This window comes from Duganella phyllosphaerae (assembly GCF_001758785.1).
Classification (GTDB): domain Bacteria; phylum Pseudomonadota; class Gammaproteobacteria; order Burkholderiales; family Burkholderiaceae_D; genus Rugamonas; species Rugamonas phyllosphaerae.
The window spans coordinates 11,526-30,099 of record NZ_LROM01000081.1; the positions used below are offsets into that span (position 1 = coordinate 11,526).

An 18,574-nucleotide genomic window follows, 5' to 3' on the forward strand; every position below is an offset into this window, starting at 1 on the left:
TTGGAGCAATATTGCTTGCCTATTGGAACTTATATGATGCGCGCGAGACTCCCCCAACTGACCACCGGCATGCGCGTGGTGGCGTCGTTTGCGGCGCTGTTATTGCTGATGGCCTGCATGTCGGCGGTGGCGCTCTGGCGCCTGCAATCGGCCAACGACACCACCGCCAACCTGGTGCACGACAAGCTGGCCCGCGAACAGCTCACGTCCGAGCTGCTCGGCGCGGCCGAACTCAATGGCCTGCGGGCGATCTCGGTAGCCCGCAGCGACAGCCTGGAAGTGTCCGACCTGTTCATGGCGCAGCTGGTGGCTGGCGACCGCCAGGCCGAAGCCATGCAGCGCAAACTGGCGGCGCTGCCGGCCGAAGCTGCCGAAGCCGCACTGCTGCAAGCGGTGGCGGCTAAAAAAGCGGCTTACCTGGCGCTGCGCGCCGACCTGTTCAAGTTCAAGGACATGGGCCGCATCCAGGATGTCGAGAGCCTGCTCGACACGCGCCTGGGCGCCGCCTTCAAGCAGTACACCGGCGCACTCGATCAACTGCTCGCGTGGCAGACGCGGGAGGCGACCGCGCTGGCGGCGGTCTCCGACCAGCAGTTCCGCAACAGCCGACTGCTGCTGGCCGCCCTTGGCGCGGCGGCGCTGGCGATCGGCATCGTACTGGCCTGGATGCTTACCCGCAGCGTGGTGCAGCCGCTCACGCGCGCCGTGGCGCTGGCCGAGCAGGTGGCCGCCGGCGAACTGCACGCGGCCATCGTCCACGGCCGCCGCGACGAAATCGGCCAGCTGTTCGATGCGCTCAGCCACATGACCGCGCGCCTGGCCGACACGGTGGGCCGGGTGCGCGATGGCGCCGTCGCCATCGACGCGGCCTCGCGCGAAATCGCCAACGGCAACCTCGATCTGTCGCGCCGCACCGAGCACCAGGCTGGCGCCCTGCAGGAGACCGCGTCGGCGATGGTGGAGCTGACGTCGGCGGTCAAACAAAACAGCGGCAATGCGCGCCAGGCCAACCTGCTGGCGGTATCGGCCTCCGGCGTGGCCGGCAAGGGCGGCCACGCGGTGCGCGAGATGGTCGATACCATGGCCGGCATCAACGACGACGCCGGCAAGATCTCCGACATCACCGGCGTGATCGACGGTATCGCTTTCCAGACCAATATCCTGGCGCTGAATGCCGCCGTGGAAGCGGCGCGCGCCGGCGAGCAGGGACGCGGCTTTGCGGTGGTGGCGTCCGAAGTGCGGTCGCTGGCGCAGCGCTCGGCCGATGCCGCGCGCGAAATCAAGAAGCTGATCAACGCCTCGGCCGAGCGCATCGCCAGCGGCGGTGCACAAGCGCAGGCGGCCGGCGCGACCATGGACGATATCGTCACCAGCGTGGGCCAGGTCACCGCCATCATCGGCGCCATCTCGCAGGCCAGCAGCGAGCAGGAAGCCGGCATCGAACAGGTGGGACGGGCGATCGGCGAGATGGACGGCGTCACCCAGCAAAATGCGGCGCTGGTGGAGGAAGCGGCAGCCGCCGCCGACGCCATGCCGCAGAACCGGTCCAGGCGACCGCACCGGCACGGGCGCGGCCGGCGCTCAGGCGCGTGGCGGGCTTGCTGACTGGCGCCGGTGCTGCAAGTGGTGCCGTATAACGGTCAGCATCTGTTCCACATCGATCGGCTTGGCGATGAAGTCGTTCATGCCCGAGGCGATGCACTGCTCGCGTTCCGACGCCATCACGCCGGCGGTCATGGCCAGCACCGGCAGCGTCAAACCCAGTTCGGTGCGGATCAGGCCCGTAGCGGTGAAGCCGTCCATTTCCGGCATCTGCACGTCCATCAGCACCAGGTCGATGTCACCTGCGCCAGCGCCGGCACGCAGTGCGTCGAGGGCGGCGCGGCCGTTGTCCACGGCGGTGATGCGGGCCCCCGCGTGTTCGAGCATGCTGCGGGCCACCAGCTGGTTGATCTGATTGTCCTCGACCAGCAGCAGGTGCGCGCCGTCCAGGCGCATGTGCTGCGCTGCGCCACTATCGCCCGCTGCGGCCGGCGCGGATGGCGCGGACGACGGCTGGTGCAGCGCCGTCCTCAGCGCTTCGCGCAGGCGCGCCGCAGTGACCGGTTTTAACAGCACGCCGTCTGCTTCCTGTGCGCCGTCGGCCAGCAGCAGGCGGCCCTGCTCGTAGGCGTTGACCATCACGACCACCGGCGTGCCGGCCAGCCTGGCATCGGCGCGCAACTGGCGCAGGATAGCGCGGCCGCACAGGCCCGGCATGTTCCAGTCCAGCAGCACCGCGTGGTAGCGCTGTCCCGGTTCGCCCAGCAGTTGCAGCGCGTGGTCGCCGCCGGCTGCCAGGGTGGAGGTCCAGCCGCACGATGCCACCGTTTGCCCGAGGTAACCGGCGCCGGGGCCCTGGTCGCCGATCAGCAGCAGGTGCAGCGCCTCCGTGTCGGCGACGACAGGAGCACCATCGTCCGCCGCCCCGGCCACGCGCTGCAGCGGCACGCTGAAAATGAAATCACTGCCGGCGCCAGGACTGCTGCGCACGTCGATGGCGCCGCCCATCAGCGCCGCCAGGCGCCGTGAAATGGTCAGCCCCAGGCCGGTGCCGCCGAAGCGCCGGGTCATCGAGGCATCGGCCTGGGCGAACGGTGCGAACAGCTGCGCCAGGCGATTGGGTTCGATGCCGATGCCGGTATCACGCACGGTAAAGCGCAATTGCACGCGGTCGCTGGCACGAGTGGCGGCTGGGGCCTGCTCCACCAGCAGCACCACCGACCCCGTTTCGGTAAATTTGATGGCATTGCCGGCCAGGTTGACCAGGATTTGCTGGAGCCGGTAACTGTCGCCGACCAGCTGCGCCGGCACATCCGCCTCGACCGCGATGGCCAGGTGCAGGTTCTTCTCGCCGGCGTTGACGCTCATGATGGTGGCTACCGCTTCGAGCACCTGCGCCAGCGCGAAAGGCGCCGGTTCCAGCTCCATGTGGCCGGCCTCGATCTTGGAAAAGTCCAGCACGTCGTTGAGGATGGTGAGCAGCGAGCCGCCCGACGACCGTATCATGCCCACGTACTGGCGCTGTGCGGGGGCCAGCGCGGTTTGGTCGAGCAGGTGGGCCATGCCCAGCACCGCGTTGAGCGGCGTGCGGATCTCGTGGCTCATGTTGGCGACGAATTCGGACTTGGCGCGGCTGGCCGCTTCGGCCTGGTCGCGGGCCACGATCAGCGACTGCTGCGATTCGCGCAGCGCCGCCGTCATCTGGCGCGCCAGGCCGGTGGCGTACAGGTGGCGCGCGGTGAGCGCGCGCACCACGCCGAAGAACAGCAGGCTGATGACCATCCCCGCCAGCAGTACGATGTGCGACTTCTGGCGGTCAATGGCGCGCTCGAAGGCCGGCAGCGACGTGAAGCGCAGCGTCCAGCGGTGCTGCAACAGGTCCAGCGGCAGCACGCCCTGGTACGGATTCGGATATTGCAGCTGGTCGGCTGCACTGCGGTCGGGAGCGCTGGCGTACAGGCGCTTCTCGGGTGCGGCGACATCGCCGTCGAATACTTCGAGGCGGATATCGTGGGCGCCGGTGCCCAGCAGGCCGGCCATCAGGTCGGCCGCGCGGATCGGGCTGTAGGCAAAGCCCTGCAAGGCCGCCATGCGCTGTGCCGGCGTGGCGTTCGGCGCCAGTCCGGTATGGCGCCGGTACACCGGGAAATACATCAAAAAGCCCGGCTGGCCACCGCCTTGCGCATCCTGGATCAGCACCACGGTGTCGGTGAGCGCGGGCTTGCCGTTGCGGGCGGCCTTGAGCAGCGCCACCCTGCGCACCGGCTCGGACAGCATATCGTAGCCGAAGGCGATCACGTTACGGCCGGTGAACGGTTCGAGGTAGTACACCGGCACGTGCATGCCGATGTCGCCCACGCCCTCACGCGACCAGATGCGGAAATCGGGATACCCCTCGCGCGCTACCTGGGCTTCGAGCGCGGTGCGTTGATCCTTGCTGATATAGGCGGCGTAGCCCAGTCCCATCACGCCTGGGAAATTGTGCTGCAAGTCCATCCCGGCGGCAAAGCTGCGCCACTGCTCGCGGCTCGGCTGCTGCTCGGCCTGGAACAGCGCCTGCGCCGCACGCAGTCCCGATTCGTAGAGCGAGATGCGGCGCGCGATGCGCTCGGCGATGTCGCGGCTGTCGGATTCGAAGTGTTCGCGCGCGCGCCGCTCGGTGCCCACCGTCACCAGGTGCCACACCAGCACCGTCAATCCCACGCCCAGCAGCAGCGTGGCCCACTGCACCGCGCTGTGCTGGAGCACGCCCGCCTGCAGGCGCCGGCGCTCGGCGGCGTCGGCGCTGAGCACCATGCCGATCAGGCTGCACAGCACGACAAAGGTGTCGAGCGCGATCAGGGCGTCGTTGAGGGTGCCGGCCACGAACGGTCCCTTGCCGTTGACGGTCGCGGTTACTGCGGCGCCGGCCGCCAGCAGGCATACCGCGCTGGCGCCGCGCAGGCCATAGCGGTGGGCCGCCACGGCCACGCACGGCACGAACAGGTACGGCAGCCAGCCCAGCGCGTCGCCGCCGGTGTAGCTGCGCATGAAAATCGCCGCGCCCAGCGCCGCCAGCAGCGCCAGTCCCAGCGCCACCTCCAGCGCCACCCACAGCGCGCCGCGCTCCTGCCAGCCCGGGGGCGGGCGCAGGCGCCAGATCACGATGGCCGGCGCCACCAGCAGCACGCCAGCGGTGTCGCCCACCCACCAGGTGAGCAATACCGTGCCAAAAGATCCGGGCGGCGCCATCGCGGCCGCCGCCAGTGCGCCGGCGCCGATGCCGGCCCCCACCAGGCTCATGACCATGGCCACCAGCGCGAACTTGTAGACGTTTTGCAGCTGCCCCAGCGGCTGCCTGCCGTCGGTGTAGCGGCGCATCATCCAGGCGCCAGCCAGCGCCTCGAGCGCATTGCCGCAGCCGATCACAGTCGATACCAGCACCAGCGTGGCCGACGGCGGCTGGCCGTTGATCGTGAAGGTGACCAGGTTGGCGAGGAAGGCGCCCAGCACGATGGCCGGCCAGGCGCGATAGCCTAACAATATGATAGCTGCGAGCGCGATGCCCGAAGGTGGCCACAGCGGCGTGGCGTTGGTGTGGGCAAAACCCAGTTGCAGGCTCAGGCACGCCACCACGGCGTAACCAGCGGTGAGCAGGAGCAGGACGGCCGCGCCGGGGTGGTGGTCGTGGCCCGGTGCCTGCGGTGGCAGGGGATCGAAATCGGACGTCGCGGCTGCAGCAGCGTGCGCGGTAACGGAAGGTGGCACTGCGGGCATGGCAGCTCTCGTGGTTTGTTTCTGGAGTGACTATAACTTACCGCCGCAACTGGCGCCACCACGGTGCAACTGGCGCCGCCAGGACGCCGTTCGTCGCAGCGCACCACGCAACACCTGCCGTTTCCCTACAGTGTGGTCATTCTCACCATACGGAGCACAATATGCCCTGCCAAAACCTGTTTGCCGCCTTGTTCGTCACCCTCGTTGCCGCCGTCACCCCTGTCGCCAACGCCGCCGACCTGGCGATCGTGGTCGAAGGCGTGGCCAGCGCCGATGGCCGCGTGATGGTGGCTCTGTTCGATTCGGCCGCAACCTTCCGCCGCAAGCCGGTGCGCGCACTGGTAGCGCCGGCTGCCGTCGGCACCGTGCGCCTGGACGCGAAGGACCTGGCGCCCGGCGACTATGCGTATGTCGTGTACCACGATGCCAACGCCAACAACGCGCTGGACATGAACGCGGTCGGCATGCCAGTCGAGGACTTCGCCTTCAGCAACAACGCCATGGGGCAGGGTGGCGCGCCCGGTTTCGACGCCGCGCGCTTTGCGCTGTCGGCCGCCGGCGCCATCGTCACCGTCAACCTGCGCTGACCGGGAGACTGCCATGCCATCACGCCGCCACTTTTTCGGCCGCTGCGCCGGCCTTGCCGCCCTGGGCGCCTCCGGCCAGGCGCTGGCCGATAGCGCCAGGTACCGCAGTTTTCACGCCGCCCTCGAGCGCGATGCCCGGCTCGGCGTGTACGCCGACTTCGCGGGCGAACTGACCGGCGAGGCCACCGTGCTGGGCCGCCTGCCGCGCGACCTGTCCGGGGTGTTCTACCGTAACGGACCGGGCCGCTTCGAGCTCGGCGGCGAGCGCTACCACCATGGGTTCGACGGCGACGGCTTTGCCCAGCGCTGGGCGATTGCCGACGGCAAGGTCGCCCATCGCGGCCGGTTCGTGGCCACCCACAAGTTCGAGCAGGAGAGCCGGGCCGGCCGTTTCCTCTACAGCGCGTTCGGCACCAGCATCGACCGCGCCCCGGTCCGCAGCAACGACGTCGTCAACGTCGCCAATACCAACCTGCTGCCGTTCAATGGCGCCGTGTATGCGCTGTGGGAAGGCGGCTCGGCCACCGAGCTCGATCCCGAGACCCTGGCCACGCGCGGCATCAAGACCTGGCGCCCGGACCTGAAGGCGATGCCGTTTTCCGCCCATCCCAAGGCGGATCCGGACGGCGGCCTGTGGAATTTCGGTAACCTGCCCGGCGCCGACCAGCTGATCGTGTACCGGCTCGACGCCCGCGGTGCGGTGACCCGCACGGCGCTGCTGCCGGTGCCGCATTTGAACATGGTGCACGACTTCGTGGTGAGCGCGCGGCACCTGGTGTTCCTGGTGCCGCCGTACGCGCTGGATCAGCCCGGCAAGAGCCTGGCCGAGCGGCTGCGCTGGCAGGGCGGCGAACGGCCGCTGCGCGCGGTGGTGGTGGACAAGGCCACGCTCACGGTGCGCCAGGTGTTCGAGCTGCCGGCGCGCTCGGTCTTCCACCTCGGTAACGCGTGGGACGATGGCGCCTGTATCCGGCTCGACGCCGTGCTGCACCAGGGCGATATCGTGCCGGAGCCGGCGCTACCGATGCGCGGAGAAATGCGGCCGTACCAGGCGCAGCGCAGCAGCGCGGTGCAGATCACGCTCGATTTGGCCAGCGGCCAGGCACGCGAGGCGCGGCTGTTCGGCGTCAGCGAGTTTCCGCGCGTGGCGCCGCAGGTGGTGGCGCGCCGCCATCGCAAGCTGCTGGTACTCGGCGTGAGCCCAGCCAGCGCGGCGCAGGTGCTTGACTCGGTCAACCTGGTCGACACCGACAGCGGCCAGGTCGATGGCTACCGCTTCGGCCCCGGCTGGCAGGTCGAGGAGCACGTGCTGGTGCCGCGCGCCGGCGCCGGAACCGAAACGGACGGCTACGTGGTGGGCGTGGCGCAGGACACGCGGCGCAGCCAGACTGTGCTCACGGTGTTCGATGCGCGCAACGTCAAGGACGGCCCGGTGGCGCTGGCGCGGCTCGGCTATCGCGCTCCGGTATGTTTTCATGGTAACTTTCTGGCCACATGAAGAATCACGCCACCGTCGTCTCCGCCCATCCGCTCGAGCTCATTCCCGGCTTTGACCGCTGGCCCGCCTCGCGCTCGCGCAACATCGTCTATACCGCCGTTTTCAGCTCCCTGATCGCGGTGGTGCTGACGGCCGGGCGCACGCTGTTCTCGGATGGCGGCCCGCCGGCGGGGCGCTACCTGCTGCACATGCTGCTGGTGGCCAACCTGTGCGGACTGTTCATCCACGGCGGCATGCTGCTGTTCAATTACTGCTTCAACGACTGGCCGCGCCGCCTGCGCGGCTTGCCCCGGGTAGCGCTGCACGTGGGGTTCAGCGTAGCCAGCGTGATGGCGGCCATTGCGCTGGCCAACCTGCTGCTGAGCGGCGCGCCGGCGCTGCGCGTGCTGGCGCGGCCGGCCGCGATCGTCGAGTATACGCTGATCGCGGCGGTCATCGCCGGCTTCATGCTGCTGGTGCGGCGCGGCGCCGAGCGGCGCGTGCAGGCAGCCATGGACCAGGCGCGCCAGCAGGAGGCGGCGGCAGCGACTGCGCGCCTGCTGGCCGAAGCGCGCCTGCGCGCCCTGCAGGCGCAGATCGAGCCGCACTTCCTGTACAACACGCTGGCCAACGTGGTGAGCCTGATAGGCACCCAGCCGGGCCAGGCGCGCTACATGCTCGAGCGCTTCATCGATTACCTGCGCGCCAGCCTGGACACGAGTCGCAGCGAGGCCACCACGCTCGGCGACGAGGCCCGCCTGCTGGCCGCCTACCTCGACGTGCTGGCCGTGCGCATGGGGCCGCGCCTGCGTTACCGGATCAACGTGCCGGCCGAACTGAAAGGCGTCACCATCGCCCCGATGCTGTTGCAGCCGGTGGTGGAAAACGCGATTGCCCACGGCCTCGAGCCGAAGGTGGACGGCGGCGAGGTGACGATCGCCGCCGGCATTGCCGACGGCCTGCTGTGCATCACGATCACCGACACCGGCGTGGGTCTGTCCGGCACGCAGTCGCACAAGCCCGGGGGCGGAGTGGGCCTGGGCAACCTGCGCGAACGCCTGCGCACCCTGCACGGCGCTGCTGCCAGGGTGGAGCTGCTGGAAAATCAACCGTGCGGCGTAGTGGTGCGCATTGCGCTGCCGCTGCCGTCTTGAACAACGAGGATCACATCGCTACCATGAACAATTGCCCGCGCGCGGTCATCGCCGACGACGAAGCCCACCTGCGGGACTACCTGGAGCAGCAACTGGCCGGCGCATGGCCGGAACTGCGCGTGGCCGGCCGCGCTGCCAACGGCATCGAAGCGCTGCGCCTGATCGACGAGGAGGCGCCCGACGTGGTTTTCCTCGACATCCGCATGCCCGGCATGACGGGGCTGGACGTGGCGGCGCGGCTGGTGGAAGCCGGCCGGCCGCCGCACATGGTGTTCGTGACCGCCTATGACCAGTACGCAGTGCAGGCGTTCGAGCATTCGGCGCTCGACTACCTGCTCAAGCCGGCGTCGCTCGAGCGCCTGGCAAAAACCGTGGCCAAGCTCAAGGCTGCGCTGGCGGCCCCCAGCGCAGCGGCGGCGCCGCCGGTCGATGCGCTGCGCGCCTTGCTGGCCCAGATGGGGACTGTGGTCGTACCCGCGCCGGCAGCGGCACCGGCGCCGCTGCAATGGATACGCGCCTCGCAAGGCGAACAAACCCGCCTGATCGCGGTGGACGAGGTGGTGTACTTCCAGAGTAACGACAAGTACACCAGCGTGGTGCTGGCCGAGGGCGAATGCCTGATCCGCACGCCGATCAGCAAGCTGCGCGAGCAGCTCGATGCGCAGCAGTTCTGGCAGATCCATCGCAGCGTGATCGTGGCGGCGCGCCACGTGGCGGGCACGCGCCACGATTTTCGGGGCAGGTTGATGGTGCAGCTGAAGGACCGCGCCGAGCAGCTCGTGGTGAGCCGCGCTTACGCGGACCTGTTCAGGCAGATGTGACGGTCAGGAGGCAATGACCGGCGTTACTTTCGACGCGGCCAGTTTGGCGCGTTCGCGCGCAAGGTCGGTGTCCGAAGCGGTCGCCAGCGCCACGCCCATGCGCCGCCTTGCAAACGACTCCGGCTTGCCGAACAGGCGCACGTCCGCACCGGGCACCCGCAGTGCGTCGGCCAGGCCGTCGAAAGCGATGCCTTGTGCCTCGTGCCGGCCGTAGATCACGGCGGACGCGCCGGGTGCGCGCAGCGACACATCGACCGGCAGGCCGAGGATGGCGCGGGCGTGGATCTCGAATTCGCTCTGGGTCTGGGTAGCCATGGTGACCATGCCGGTGTCGTGCGGGCGCGGGCTCACTTCCGAGAACCACACCATGTCGCCCTTGACGAACAGCTCCACGCCGAACAGGCCCAGGCCACCGAGGTCGCCAGTGACCTTGGCGGCGATGTCCTGCGCCCGTTCGAGCGCCAGCGGATGCATGGCGCACGGCTGCCACGATTCCACGTAGTCGCCTTGCACCTGCACGTGGCCGATCGGCGCGCAGAACTGCGTGGTCACCTGGCCGTGTTGATCGACCGAGCGCACCGTCAGCAGCGTGATCTCGTAGTCGAAATCGATGAAGCCTTCGACGATCACCCGGCCCGCATCGACCCGGCTGCCGGCGGCGGCATGGTCCCAGGCGGCTGCCACTTCGGCGGCGCTGTCGATTTTCGACTGGCCCTTGCCCGACGACGACATCACCGGCTTGATCACGCACGGAAAACCGATCTGCGCGGTGGCCTGTTCCAGCTCGGCCAGGCTGCTGGCAAAGCGGTACGGCGACGTGGCCAGGCCCAGCGTCTCGGCGGCCAGCACGCGGATGCCTTCGCGGTTCATGGTCAGCTGGGCGGCGCGCGCGGTGGGGATGCAGGTGATCTTGCCGGCCTGCTCGAGCGCGGCCAGTGTGTCGGTGGCGATGGCCTCGATTTCAGGCACCACCAGGTGCGGCTGCTCGCGTTCGATCAGCGCGGCCAGCGCGGCGCCGTCGGTCATGTCGATCACGTGGGAGCGGTGCGCCACCTGGTGGCCGGGCGCGTTGGGGTAGCGGTCCACCGCGATGGTCTCCACACCCAGCCGTTGCAGGGCGATGATGACTTCCTTGCCCAGCTCGCCGGAGCCGAGCAGCATGACCTTGGTGGCCGACGGCGAGAGCGGCGTGCCGATAATGCGTGCAGTGTTCATGGTTGTAAAAATATCAGAACGAATAGACCAGGGTGACCGAGGTCTGGGTATCGGTGTTTTTCTTGTCGTCCGGGACACTGGTGTCGTTGCGCACGCTGAACGCCGCCTTCATCTGCATGGTGCTGTTGATCTTGGTGGCCAGCGAGGTCTCGGCGGTGGAGTGGGTGTTCGACGTGCCGCGTTCCACCGTGACCAGCTGGCTGAACAAGGCCGATTCGCTCAGGCGCCATTTCAGGTTGGCGGCAGCGCGCACCGTCATGCCGTTTTCGGTCTCGCCAGTGGAGCGCTCGCCACGGAAATAGCCCGGACCGAGTTCACCGTCGAGTGTCAGGTTTTCCGCGCCATACAGGCGGGTACCGTAACCGACGCCAACGGTCGAATACTTGGTGTAAGCGCCGAATTTATCGTTGACGTGGGTGGCCAGCGCAAACAGCCGGTCGTTGTCTTCCAACAGCTTGTAGGCGGTCTTGCCGGATACCGCGTAGCGCTGCGCCGAGCGTTCGCGCGATTTGCTGCCGTCGTCGTTGGTGACCTGCTCATCCTTGAAGAAGCCGGACAGCACGTATTCGTTGCTAAAGTCCGGCAACTCCTGTTTGGCATCGATCTTGCCGGTCACCGAGGTACCGACGGTGTTGCCGGAAGTGGAAATGGCGCCCAGTTCGGCCGAGGTGCTCCAGCCATACGGCGGCGGCGTGTCGAATGCGGCGGCATTGCCGCACAGCAGGGTCAGGGCGAGCGGGGTAACGAGCAGGGAAGATTTCATGGGCATGGTGAGCAGGTTCATGGCGCTTGATGGCTTGATGGCCTATCGGGTTATTGGCTCAATAAGCGCGCGCCAGGCAACATTGCTAAAGGTTTACGGATGAGGTGCTATTGTACCTGACGACTCCTTGCGTGTGGTTCCGTACAGATTTCATGCGGTCCTTCGGCGAACATGGCGCATCGTTACAGAACACGCCAGGAGGCGGCCATGAACACCAACCATCCGATCACGGGCGCGACCGTCGCCGTCCTGCTTTGCGCCGCACTGGCCGCAGTTGCCGGCAGCGCGCAAGCCCAGGTGAATCGTTGCGTCGATGCCGGCGGACGGGTCACGCTTACCGACGAACCGTGCCCCGGCAATAGCCGCGCCGTCAAAGACGACGTCAGCGACAGCGGCGCGGTCGGACTGGTGGTTACCACTGGCGCCCAATCCGCGCACCTGGCCGATGCCGCTTATCCGCCGGAACCTGCCCCTGTGGTTACCGGTCTGACGCGCAGCCGCTGGGCCGACCTGCCGCGCCCGCTGACGCGCAAAACCGTCGGCACCGACGCCGCTACCCTGCAAAGCGCGCGTACCACCATGCTGATGCAGGACGAACTGCGGCGCCAGAACCGTTCCATCGCTAACCGTTAAGTTTCTCGTCGGCAGCGCTGTTGATATAGGCGCTTAACCCTTCGGCCAGGGCGCCAAAGGCGGCCATGCAGGCAGAATTGCCGCGCAGGTTTTCATGCATGGCCAACCATGTTTCCAGCGGTATCGTCAACAAGTCGGGCAAGACTCGCACCAGCGCGGGATCGCGCTGCGCCAGGCGCACCTGGCAGATGCCCACACCCAACCCGGCGCGGATCGCCGCCAGGTGCACCAGGTCGCTGTTGCTGCGCAGCGCATAGTGGGCCTCGTTCAGCGGCGCCATCTGCTCCATCAGCTTGCGGGTAAAGGCGTTGTGCGTGTCCACGCCGATCAGCGCGTGGTGCGCCAGGTCTTCGTACGTTTGCGGGGTTCCGCTTCGCTCGAGATAGTCGCGTCGCGCATGCCATCCCACCTCGATCACGCCCAGCCGGCGCGCCACCAGCGCGTCCTGGTCCGGGCGCTGCATGCGCACGGCAATGTCGGCGTCCCGGCGCAGCAGGTTTTCAATCCGGTTCGATAACGCCAGCTCCACGGTGATGCCGGGATGCCTGCGCGCCAGCGCCGCCAGGATTGGCGGCAACACTTCCACTCCGATCACCTCGCTGGCCGTCAACCTCACCGTGCCGGTAATGTCCGGACCGGCGCCCAGGTTCGAGGCGGCGCGCAACATCGCGGCCGACGTGGCCGCCAGCGTCTCCGCGTATGGGCGCAGCGCCTGCGCCGCTTCGGTGCCGGCAAACCCGGCGGGAGAACGCACGAACAGGGTCAGGCCGAGCGCCTGCTCCAGCGCGTCGATATGCCGGCCAACCGTAGGCTGTGTCAGGCCCAGCGCCCGCGCCGCGCCGGACAACGAACCTTCGCGCAACACGGCCAGCAGGGTGCGATATAAATTCCAGCCCGGATCAAATTCAGTCATACTAAATTGTATAGCAGCTATACAGTCTTGGTCGATTTTCTTTTGACGCCGTCGAGCGCACACTGGCTCCATCATTTACCGGGAGACCATGATGGAACAGCAAAAAACGGCATTGGTATTGGGCGCCACCGGCGGCATTGGCGGCGCGGTGGCACGGTTGCTGGTGGCGCGCGGTTGGCGCGTGCGGGCGCTGCACCGGGAGCCAGCGCAGGTGCAGCGCAGCGGCGACGGCTTCGAATGGCTGCACGGCGACGCCATGCAGCGCCAGGACGTAGTGGCGGCGGCACAAGGCGCCGCGCTGATTGTCCATGCGGTCAACCCGCCCGGCTACCGCGATTGGGACAAACTGGTGCTGCCGATGATTGACAACACCATTGCGGCGGCGCGGGCCGGTGGCGCGCGCATCTTGCTCCCGGGCACGGTGTACAACTTCGGTCCGGACGCCTTGCCCGGGATTGCCGAAGACGCGCCGCAGCACCCGGTTACGCGCAAGGGCGGGATCCGGGTGGCGCTCGAGACGCGGCTGCAAGCGGCGGCGGCCGATGGCGTACGCACCCTGATCGTGCGCGCCGGCGACTTCTTCGGGCCCGATGCTGGTAACAGTTGGTTCGCCCAGGGCCTGGTCAAACCGGGGCTGCCGGTGACGGCGATCAGCTATCCGGGCCGCCCTGGCGTCGGCCACCAATGGGCATACCTGCCCGACGTCGCGGAAACCATGCTGCGGTTGCTGGAGCAGGAAGCGCGGCTGGACACCTTCGCGTGCTTTCACATGGCGGGCCATTGGGACGCCGATGGCACGCAAATGATTGCCGCCATCGCCCGCGCAGCGGGGCGCCCCGGCCTGCGGACACGGTCGTTTCCGTGGTGGCTGGCCACGCTGGCGGCGCCGTTCGTGCCGCTGATGCGCGAGATGCGCGAAATGGCGTATTTATGGCGACAGCCGGTACGCATGCCCAACGCGCGCTTGCTCGAGCTGCTGGGCCACGAACCGCACACACCGCTGGACGTGGCCGTGCACGCCACGCTGGCGGGCCTGGGCTGCCTGCCGATTCCCAGCAATGCTGCCGATACTGCCGGTGCTTCCAGTCACGCAGCGGCGCAACGATAAGGGAGCGCTGCAGGCCAGCGTCAGGGTTCGACCGAGTGGGTCTTTTTCAGGCAGCGCAGCACGAACGTCGAGCGGCTATGCTTGAGTCCTGGCAATTTGTAGAGTTTGCGGCGCAGAAATTCCTCGTAGCCGGCAGTGCCGGCCACCGCCACCTTGATCAGGTAGTCGTAGTCGCCGGTGAGCAGGTACGCTTCCATCACCTCGGGCAGTTCGGCCAGGGCCTGGCCGAATTTATCGAAGATCTCGTCGTCGTGGCGGTCGAGCGTGACTTCGATGATCACCGTGTCGGGGTAGCCCAGCCCGGTCTGGTTGAGCAGGGCGGTGTAGCCCTCGATCAGGCCGGCCTGCTCGAGCGCGCGTACCCGGTTCCAGCACGGCGTGGTGGACAATCCGACCAGTTCGGCCAGCTTGGTGTTGGACAGGCGGCCGTCGCGCCGCAGCGCGCGCAGGATGCGGCGGTCGATCTCATCGATTTCCATGATCAATCCTGAAAAGAAGTTTATTCCAGGTATTTTACTAGCCACAGCAGAACCTTCCGCCAAACACCGTTCAATGCAGAAAACCAGGGAGCCTATTCCCGGGTGCAGGCGCTATTCTGAATGGCATGAAACCTACCGAAAAAAGCTACCGTTTTTGCCTCGAGCCCGACGCTCCCATCGCCACGCTGGAGCAGGTGCTGGCCATCGTGCGCCGGCTCGATCTCGACTTGCAGGCGCTGCGCACCACGGCTACGCCGGGCGGCGTGGAAGTGCTGCTGCGGTTGGCCAGCATGGAGCCGGAGCCACTGACCCTGTGCCGGATGCGGCTGCACAACCTGGTCGGCGTGCTGCCGATCCGCGAAAGTCAGGTGTAGCTATACTTGACCAGGAACACCGCGGCAATGATCCAGACTACCGGCTTGACCTGGCGCGCCTGGCCGGTGAGCAGCTTGAGGCCGGCATAGGTGATGAAGCCGAAGGCGATGCCGTGGGCGATCGAATACGTGAAGGGGATTACCAGCGCGGTAATCGCGGCCGGTACGCTTTCGGTGGTTTCGGTCCAGTCCACGTCGACCAGGTCGCGCAGCATCAGGCAGGCGACGAACAGCAGCGCCGGCGCGGTAGCGTAGGCTGGCACCACGCCGGCGATCGGCGCGAAGAACAGCGCGGCCAGGAACAGCGCGGCCACCACCACGGCGGTCAGCCCGGTACGGCCCCCTGCCTGGACGCCGGCGGCGCTTTCCAGGTAAGCCGTGGTGCTGGACGTGCCCAGCATGGAGCCGGCCAGGATGGCGCCGCTGTCGGCCATCAGCGCCTTGTTCAGGCGCGCCATCTTGCCGCCGACCAGCAGACCGGCGCGGCTGGCCACGCCCATCAGGGTGCCGGTGGCGTCGAATAGTTCCACCAGGAAAAACACCAGCACCACGTTAAACAGGCCGATCGACAGCGCGCCCGACAGGTCGAGGTGGAAGAAGGTCGGTGCGATCGACGGCGGCAGCGACATGAAGCCCTTGAAGGTATTGCCACCGAAGAAGAAGCTGAGCACCGTGACGGCAACGATGCCGATCAACAGCGCGCCCGGCACCTTCAGTCGGTCGAGCGTGACGATCAGCAGGAAACCGAACACGGCCATAATGGTGTGCGGGTTGTGCATGTCGCCCACCGTGACCAGGGTGGCTGGGCTGCCTATTACCAGGCCCGAACTCTTCATGGCGATCAGCGCCAGGAAGAGCCCCAGGCCCACGGTAATGGCCACCCGCAGCGAATGCGGGATGCCGTTGACGATGTGCTCGCGCACCTTGAAGATGCTGACCAGGAAGAACAGGCAGCCGGAGATGAACACCGCGCCCAGCGCCGATTGCCACGGCACGCCCATGCCCAGCACCACGGCGTAGGCAAAATATGCGTTCAGGCCCATGCCGGGCGCCATGCCGATCGGGTAGTTGGCATACAGGCCCATGATCAGGCTGCCAATCGCGGCTGCCACGCAGGTGGCCACGAAGACCGCGTCGCGCGGCATGCCGGCGTCGCCGAGAATGGTGGGGTTGACGAAGATGATGTAGGCCATCGTCAGGAAGGTGGTCAGGCCGGCCACCACTTCGGTGCGGACATTGCTGCCATGCTCGGGCAGCTGGAAAAATCGGGAAATCGGCGACTGATGAGAGGACACGGGGGGCTCCTGCGGTGAACGGCGTTTTTTTGCGAGGGCGAACAATAGCACGGATGGGCGCTTTGTTTCTTTACGGCGCCAGCGCATAGCCGTCGCGGCCCTGGTGCTTGGCCTGGTACAGCGCGGCGTCGGCGCGGGCCACCAGCGCGGCCGGGGTCAGGTCGTCGCCGTCGAGCAGGGCGATGCCGATGCTGGTGGTCACTTGCCGGGGTGAACCGGCCACGGTGAACGGCGCGCGGATCGCCGCGACGATCTTGTCAGCCAGCCGGGCCGCTTCGTCGGCCTGGCCCACCTGTTCGAAAATGATCACGAATTCGTCGCCGGCAATGCGCGCCACGGTGTCGGCAGCGCGCACGTTGGCGCCCAGGCGGGCAGCGAATTCGCACAGTACCTGGTCGCCGGCAGCGTGGCCCAGGCTGTCGTTGATGGCTTTGAAACGATCGATGTCGAGGTAGGCCAGCGCCAGCGGCACGCGGTTGCGGCGGGCCCGCAGCACGGCTTGCTGCAGTGTTTCCTCGAAGCACAGCCGATTGGCGATGCCGGTCAGCGGATCGATGCGCGCCAGCTGGGTGAGCTGCGCCTCGAACGCCAGCCGTTCGGTGATGTCGTGCAAAAACGCGGTGGCATAGTACTCGCCCGCATGGCGGATCGAGCCCAGCGACAATTCCACCGGCACTTCGTGGCCGTCGCGGTGCACGGCACTGATGCGTACCCGGGCGTTCATCAGGCGGCCCATATTGCCTTCGCCAAACGCGCGCATGCCCGCCTGGTGGGCGCCGCGCATGGCTGGCGGCACGATCAGCTCGGCGATGTCGCGGCCCAGCACGTCGGCGCGGCGCCAGCCGAAGGTGCGTTCGGCGGCGGCGTTCCAGTTGGTGATGGCGCCGTCGGCCGCGCAGCTGACGAAGGCGTCGGGCGCCCGTTCGAGGATGCTGCTGATCAAAGCCTCGCTGTCGCGGATGGCCTGTTGCGCCGCCTCGCGTTCGGCCATCAGCTGGTGAAAGGCGCCGCTGAGCTCGCCGATCTCGTCGGGCCGCGAGCGTTGCAGCACGGCGATCTCGGCGCTGCCGTTGCGAATTTCGCCGATATGCTGGCGCAGCAGGTTCAGTGGCCGTAACATGGCGCAGATCGCCAGCCAGGTCATGAAGCCGGCCACTGCCGCGAACACGGCCGCAGCGATCATGCCCTGGTGGCGCATGGCGATCATCGGTGCAAACGCCTCCGCCACCGGGTAGCGCGCGCCGACGATCCAGTCGGCGCCCTGCAAGCGCTTGTAAGAATAGATGGACAGCGTGCCATCCTTGCCGACCGCTTCGGTCCAGCCTTCGAAGCCGGCCAGCGCGCGCCGGGTGGCGAGGTTGGGGTTGGCGCGTTCGGTCAGGTTGCCCAGCAGCAGGGAGCGGTCAGGATGCTGGACCACCACGCCGTCCTTCGTGAAGATGAAGGAATAGCCGGTTTTTCCCGAGCGTTGTCCGGCCACTTGTTCCAGCATGCTGGAATCGGCCAGGTCGAGGCTGCCGCCGAGCAGCATGGTGGTGCGGCCATCGGCGTCGGTCACCGGTTGCATGATCACCACCGCAGCCGCCCCGGTCAGAAAACTCTTGAACGGCGGCGAGACGACTGCCTTGCCGCCAGCGCGCACCTGGTCCAGGTACGCGCGCAACCGGGCGGGGGCGTCGAGCGTGGCGATGGCGTCGCCCTGGGTGTGCAGCAGGTCGCCTTGCCGGTTATAGAGGGCCAGGTTGCGGAACTCGCGGCGGGCGATCGGATGCTGCCTGACAAACTCCAGCATACCGGCCGCGCTGGCCCCGGCCGACTGCGGCACGGCTTCGGCCAGGCTGGCCAGCAGCAGTTTCTTGGCATTGAGCTGGGCGTCAAGCTGGGCGGCCGAGGAGGAGAGCAGGGCAAACTGCTGGTCCCCGATCACGGCTTTCATGTCGCGCTCGGCCAGCAGCAACGCAACCCAGGTCACGATCATGGTGGCGACCAGCACCAGTAAAATGACCACCAGGGTCATACGGAACTTCAGGCTCCGTGGAAGTGAGACAGATACGGCCATGGTGCGCTTTTTATGGGGGGCTGTTGCCAGTATTGCATAGCAGACAGACTTAGACCAGTAAGTGTTGATGTACTGTGGCAATACGGTTCGCAGTCGTGCGACTTCCGCGCTCAGCATTCATTAGGATAAGCCATGTAATTGTTTAAGGAGTACGACATGCCCAGAGGTGCCAACCCCAAGCGCGAGCGCGAATTCAAGGAACTGCAGCAGAAATTCAAGCAGGAAGGCCGCTATCCGGGCCGCGAGGAAGAAGTCGCCGCGCGCATCGTCAACCAGCAGCGCGCGGACGCCGGTGAAACCCGGGAGCCGCAGGGCGGCCGCACCGGTACCGGCTATCGGCGCAGAAATACAGTGAGACGCGCCAAAGCCTCGTGATAAAAAAATAGCCGGTTCCCTGT

General features: G+C 67.3%; 16 protein-coding genes. 9 read left to right on the plus strand and 7 right to left on the minus strand.

Going from position 1 to position 18,574, the window contains the following annotated elements; genetic code table 11:
- Positions 1–36: 36 nt before the first annotated feature.
- Positions 37–1,605, plus strand: coding sequence for a methyl-accepting chemotaxis protein (locus DUPY_RS11050; RefSeq protein WP_084640664.1), 1,569 nt, complete (start codon positions 37–39; stop codon positions 1,603–1,605).
- Here the strand turns inward: DUPY_RS11050 and DUPY_RS11055 are convergent.
- Positions 1,582–5,298, minus strand: a complete 3,717-nt coding sequence (locus tag DUPY_RS11055; protein WP_070247981.1) for a CHASE domain-containing protein — start codon at positions 5,296–5,298, stop codon at positions 1,582–1,584. The two genes, DUPY_RS11050 and DUPY_RS11055, sit on opposite strands and share 24 nt — an antisense overlap.
- Before the next feature lie 161 nt (positions 5,299–5,459).
- On the opposite strand from DUPY_RS11055, the gene DUPY_RS11060 reads away from it, so the two are divergent.
- Genes DUPY_RS11060 through DUPY_RS11075 form a run of 4 tightly spaced genes read left to right on the plus strand, consistent with a single transcriptional unit; the run spans position 5,460 to position 9,337 of the window.
- Entirely contained in the window at positions 5,460–5,885 is a 426-nt protein-coding gene (locus DUPY_RS11060; RefSeq protein ID WP_070247983.1) for a DUF2141 domain-containing protein, read from the plus strand.
- 13 nt (positions 5,886–5,898) lie between these two features.
- Positions 5,899–7,383 (plus strand): carotenoid oxygenase family protein, encoded by a 1,485-nt coding sequence (locus DUPY_RS11065; RefSeq protein ID WP_070247985.1) that lies wholly within the window; start codon positions 5,899–5,901, stop codon positions 7,381–7,383.
- Positions 7,380–8,516 (plus strand): sensor histidine kinase, encoded by a 1,137-nt coding sequence (locus DUPY_RS11070; protein ID WP_070247987.1) that lies wholly within the window; start codon positions 7,380–7,382, stop codon positions 8,514–8,516. The genes DUPY_RS11065 and DUPY_RS11070 overlap by 4 nt, the downstream gene beginning before the upstream one ends.
- Positions 8,517–8,539: 23 nt before the next feature.
- Entirely contained in the window at positions 8,540–9,337 is a 798-nt protein-coding gene (locus DUPY_RS11075) for a LytR/AlgR family response regulator transcription factor (protein WP_070248068.1), read from the plus strand.
- Between the two features lie 3 nt (positions 9,338–9,340).
- Here DUPY_RS11075 and purT read toward each other — a convergent pair whose 3' ends face one another.
- A complete protein-coding gene (purT, locus tag DUPY_RS11080) occupies positions 9,341–10,552 on the minus strand; it encodes a formate-dependent phosphoribosylglycinamide formyltransferase (protein ID WP_070247989.1) in 1,212 nt (403 codons plus the stop codon).
- Positions 10,553–10,565: 13 nt separating this feature from the next.
- Complete coding sequence (locus DUPY_RS11085; RefSeq protein ID WP_229255326.1) at positions 10,566–11,336, minus strand: DUF481 domain-containing protein; 771 nt, start codon at positions 11,334–11,336, stop codon at positions 10,566–10,568.
- Positions 11,337–11,522: 186 nt separating this feature from the next.
- Here DUPY_RS11085 and DUPY_RS11090 point away from each other — a divergent pair, with 186 nt between their 5' ends.
- A complete protein-coding gene (locus DUPY_RS11090) occupies positions 11,523–11,948 on the plus strand; it encodes a DUF4124 domain-containing protein (RefSeq protein WP_070247991.1) in 426 nt (141 codons plus the stop codon).
- Here DUPY_RS11090 and DUPY_RS11095 read toward each other — a convergent pair.
- Entirely contained in the window at positions 11,938–12,861 is a 924-nt protein-coding gene (locus DUPY_RS11095) for a LysR family transcriptional regulator (protein ID WP_070247993.1), read from the minus strand. The two genes, DUPY_RS11090 and DUPY_RS11095, sit on opposite strands and share 11 nt — an antisense overlap.
- A 91-nt stretch (positions 12,862–12,952) precedes the next feature.
- Here DUPY_RS11095 and DUPY_RS11100 point away from each other — a divergent pair, with 91 nt between their 5' ends.
- Complete coding sequence (locus DUPY_RS11100) at positions 12,953–13,969, plus strand: NAD(P)H-binding protein (protein WP_070247995.1); 1,017 nt, start codon at positions 12,953–12,955, stop codon at positions 13,967–13,969.
- A gap of 20 nt (positions 13,970–13,989) precedes the next feature.
- Here DUPY_RS11100 and DUPY_RS11105 read toward each other — a convergent pair whose 3' ends face one another.
- Entirely contained in the window at positions 13,990–14,448 is a 459-nt protein-coding gene (locus tag DUPY_RS11105) for an Lrp/AsnC family transcriptional regulator (RefSeq protein WP_070247997.1), read from the minus strand.
- Positions 14,449–14,573: 125 nt separating this feature from the next.
- Between DUPY_RS11105 and DUPY_RS11110 the strand changes: the two genes are divergently transcribed.
- Positions 14,574–14,822, plus strand: coding sequence for a hypothetical protein (locus tag DUPY_RS11110; RefSeq protein WP_070247999.1), 249 nt, complete (start codon positions 14,574–14,576; stop codon positions 14,820–14,822).
- Here DUPY_RS11110 and DUPY_RS11115 read toward each other — a convergent pair.
- Together DUPY_RS11115 and DUPY_RS11120 are read right to left on the minus strand one after the other, a co-directional pair.
- Positions 14,813–16,117 (minus strand): NCS2 family permease, encoded by a 1,305-nt coding sequence (locus DUPY_RS11115; protein WP_070248002.1) that lies wholly within the window; start codon positions 16,115–16,117, stop codon positions 14,813–14,815. The two genes, DUPY_RS11110 and DUPY_RS11115, sit on opposite strands and share 10 nt — an antisense overlap.
- A 70-nt stretch (positions 16,118–16,187) precedes the next feature.
- Positions 16,188–18,134 carry a diguanylate cyclase domain-containing protein gene (locus tag DUPY_RS11120; RefSeq protein ID WP_070248004.1) on the minus strand — a complete coding sequence of 649 codons (1,947 nt, stop codon included), beginning with the start codon at positions 18,132–18,134 and terminating at the stop codon, positions 16,188–16,190.
- A gap of 198 nt (positions 18,135–18,332) precedes the next feature.
- On the opposite strand from DUPY_RS11120, the gene DUPY_RS11125 reads away from it, so the two are divergent.
- The gene (locus DUPY_RS11125) at positions 18,333–18,551 is read left to right on the plus strand and encodes a hypothetical protein (protein WP_070248005.1); all 219 of its coding nucleotides are present in this window, start codon (positions 18,333–18,335) and stop codon (positions 18,549–18,551) included.
- Positions 18,552–18,574 lie beyond the last annotated feature (23 nt).

Excerpts from the sequence above, each read along its gene's own strand:
- DUPY_RS11050 (WP_084640664.1), top strand. The coding sequence starts at position 37 with ATGCGCGCGAGACTCCCCCAACTGACCACCGGCATGCGCGTGGTGGCG.
- DUPY_RS11055 (WP_070247981.1), bottom strand. The coding sequence starts at position 5,298 with ATGCCCGCAGTGCCACCTTCCGTTACCGCGCACGCTGCTGCAGCCGCG.
- DUPY_RS11060 (WP_070247983.1), top strand. The coding sequence starts at position 5,460 with ATGCCCTGCCAAAACCTGTTTGCCGCCTTGTTCGTCACCCTCGTTGCC.
- DUPY_RS11065 (WP_070247985.1), top strand. The coding sequence starts at position 5,899 with ATGCCATCACGCCGCCACTTTTTCGGCCGCTGCGCCGGCCTTGCCGCC.
- DUPY_RS11070 (WP_070247987.1), top strand. The coding sequence starts at position 7,380 with ATGAAGAATCACGCCACCGTCGTCTCCGCCCATCCGCTCGAGCTCATT.
- DUPY_RS11075 (WP_070248068.1), top strand. The coding sequence starts at position 8,540 with ATGAACAATTGCCCGCGCGCGGTCATCGCCGACGACGAAGCCCACCTG.
- purT (WP_070247989.1), bottom strand. The coding sequence starts at position 10,552 with ATGAACACTGCACGCATTATCGGCACGCCGCTCTCGCCGTCGGCCACC.
- DUPY_RS11085 (WP_229255326.1), bottom strand. The coding sequence starts at position 11,336 with ATGAACCTGCTCACCATGCCCATGAAATCTTCCCTGCTCGTTACCCCG.
- DUPY_RS11090 (WP_070247991.1), top strand. The coding sequence starts at position 11,523 with ATGAACACCAACCATCCGATCACGGGCGCGACCGTCGCCGTCCTGCTT.
- DUPY_RS11095 (WP_070247993.1), bottom strand. The coding sequence starts at position 12,861 with ATGACTGAATTTGATCCGGGCTGGAATTTATATCGCACCCTGCTGGCC.
- DUPY_RS11100 (WP_070247995.1), top strand. The coding sequence starts at position 12,953 with ATGGAACAGCAAAAAACGGCATTGGTATTGGGCGCCACCGGCGGCATT.
- DUPY_RS11105 (WP_070247997.1), bottom strand. The coding sequence starts at position 14,448 with ATGGAAATCGATGAGATCGACCGCCGCATCCTGCGCGCGCTGCGGCGC.
- DUPY_RS11110 (WP_070247999.1), top strand. The coding sequence starts at position 14,574 with ATGAAACCTACCGAAAAAAGCTACCGTTTTTGCCTCGAGCCCGACGCT.
- DUPY_RS11120 (WP_070248004.1), bottom strand. The coding sequence starts at position 18,134 with ATGACCCTGGTGGTCATTTTACTGGTGCTGGTCGCCACCATGATCGTG.
- DUPY_RS11125 (WP_070248005.1), top strand. The coding sequence starts at position 18,333 with ATGCCCAGAGGTGCCAACCCCAAGCGCGAGCGCGAATTCAAGGAACTG.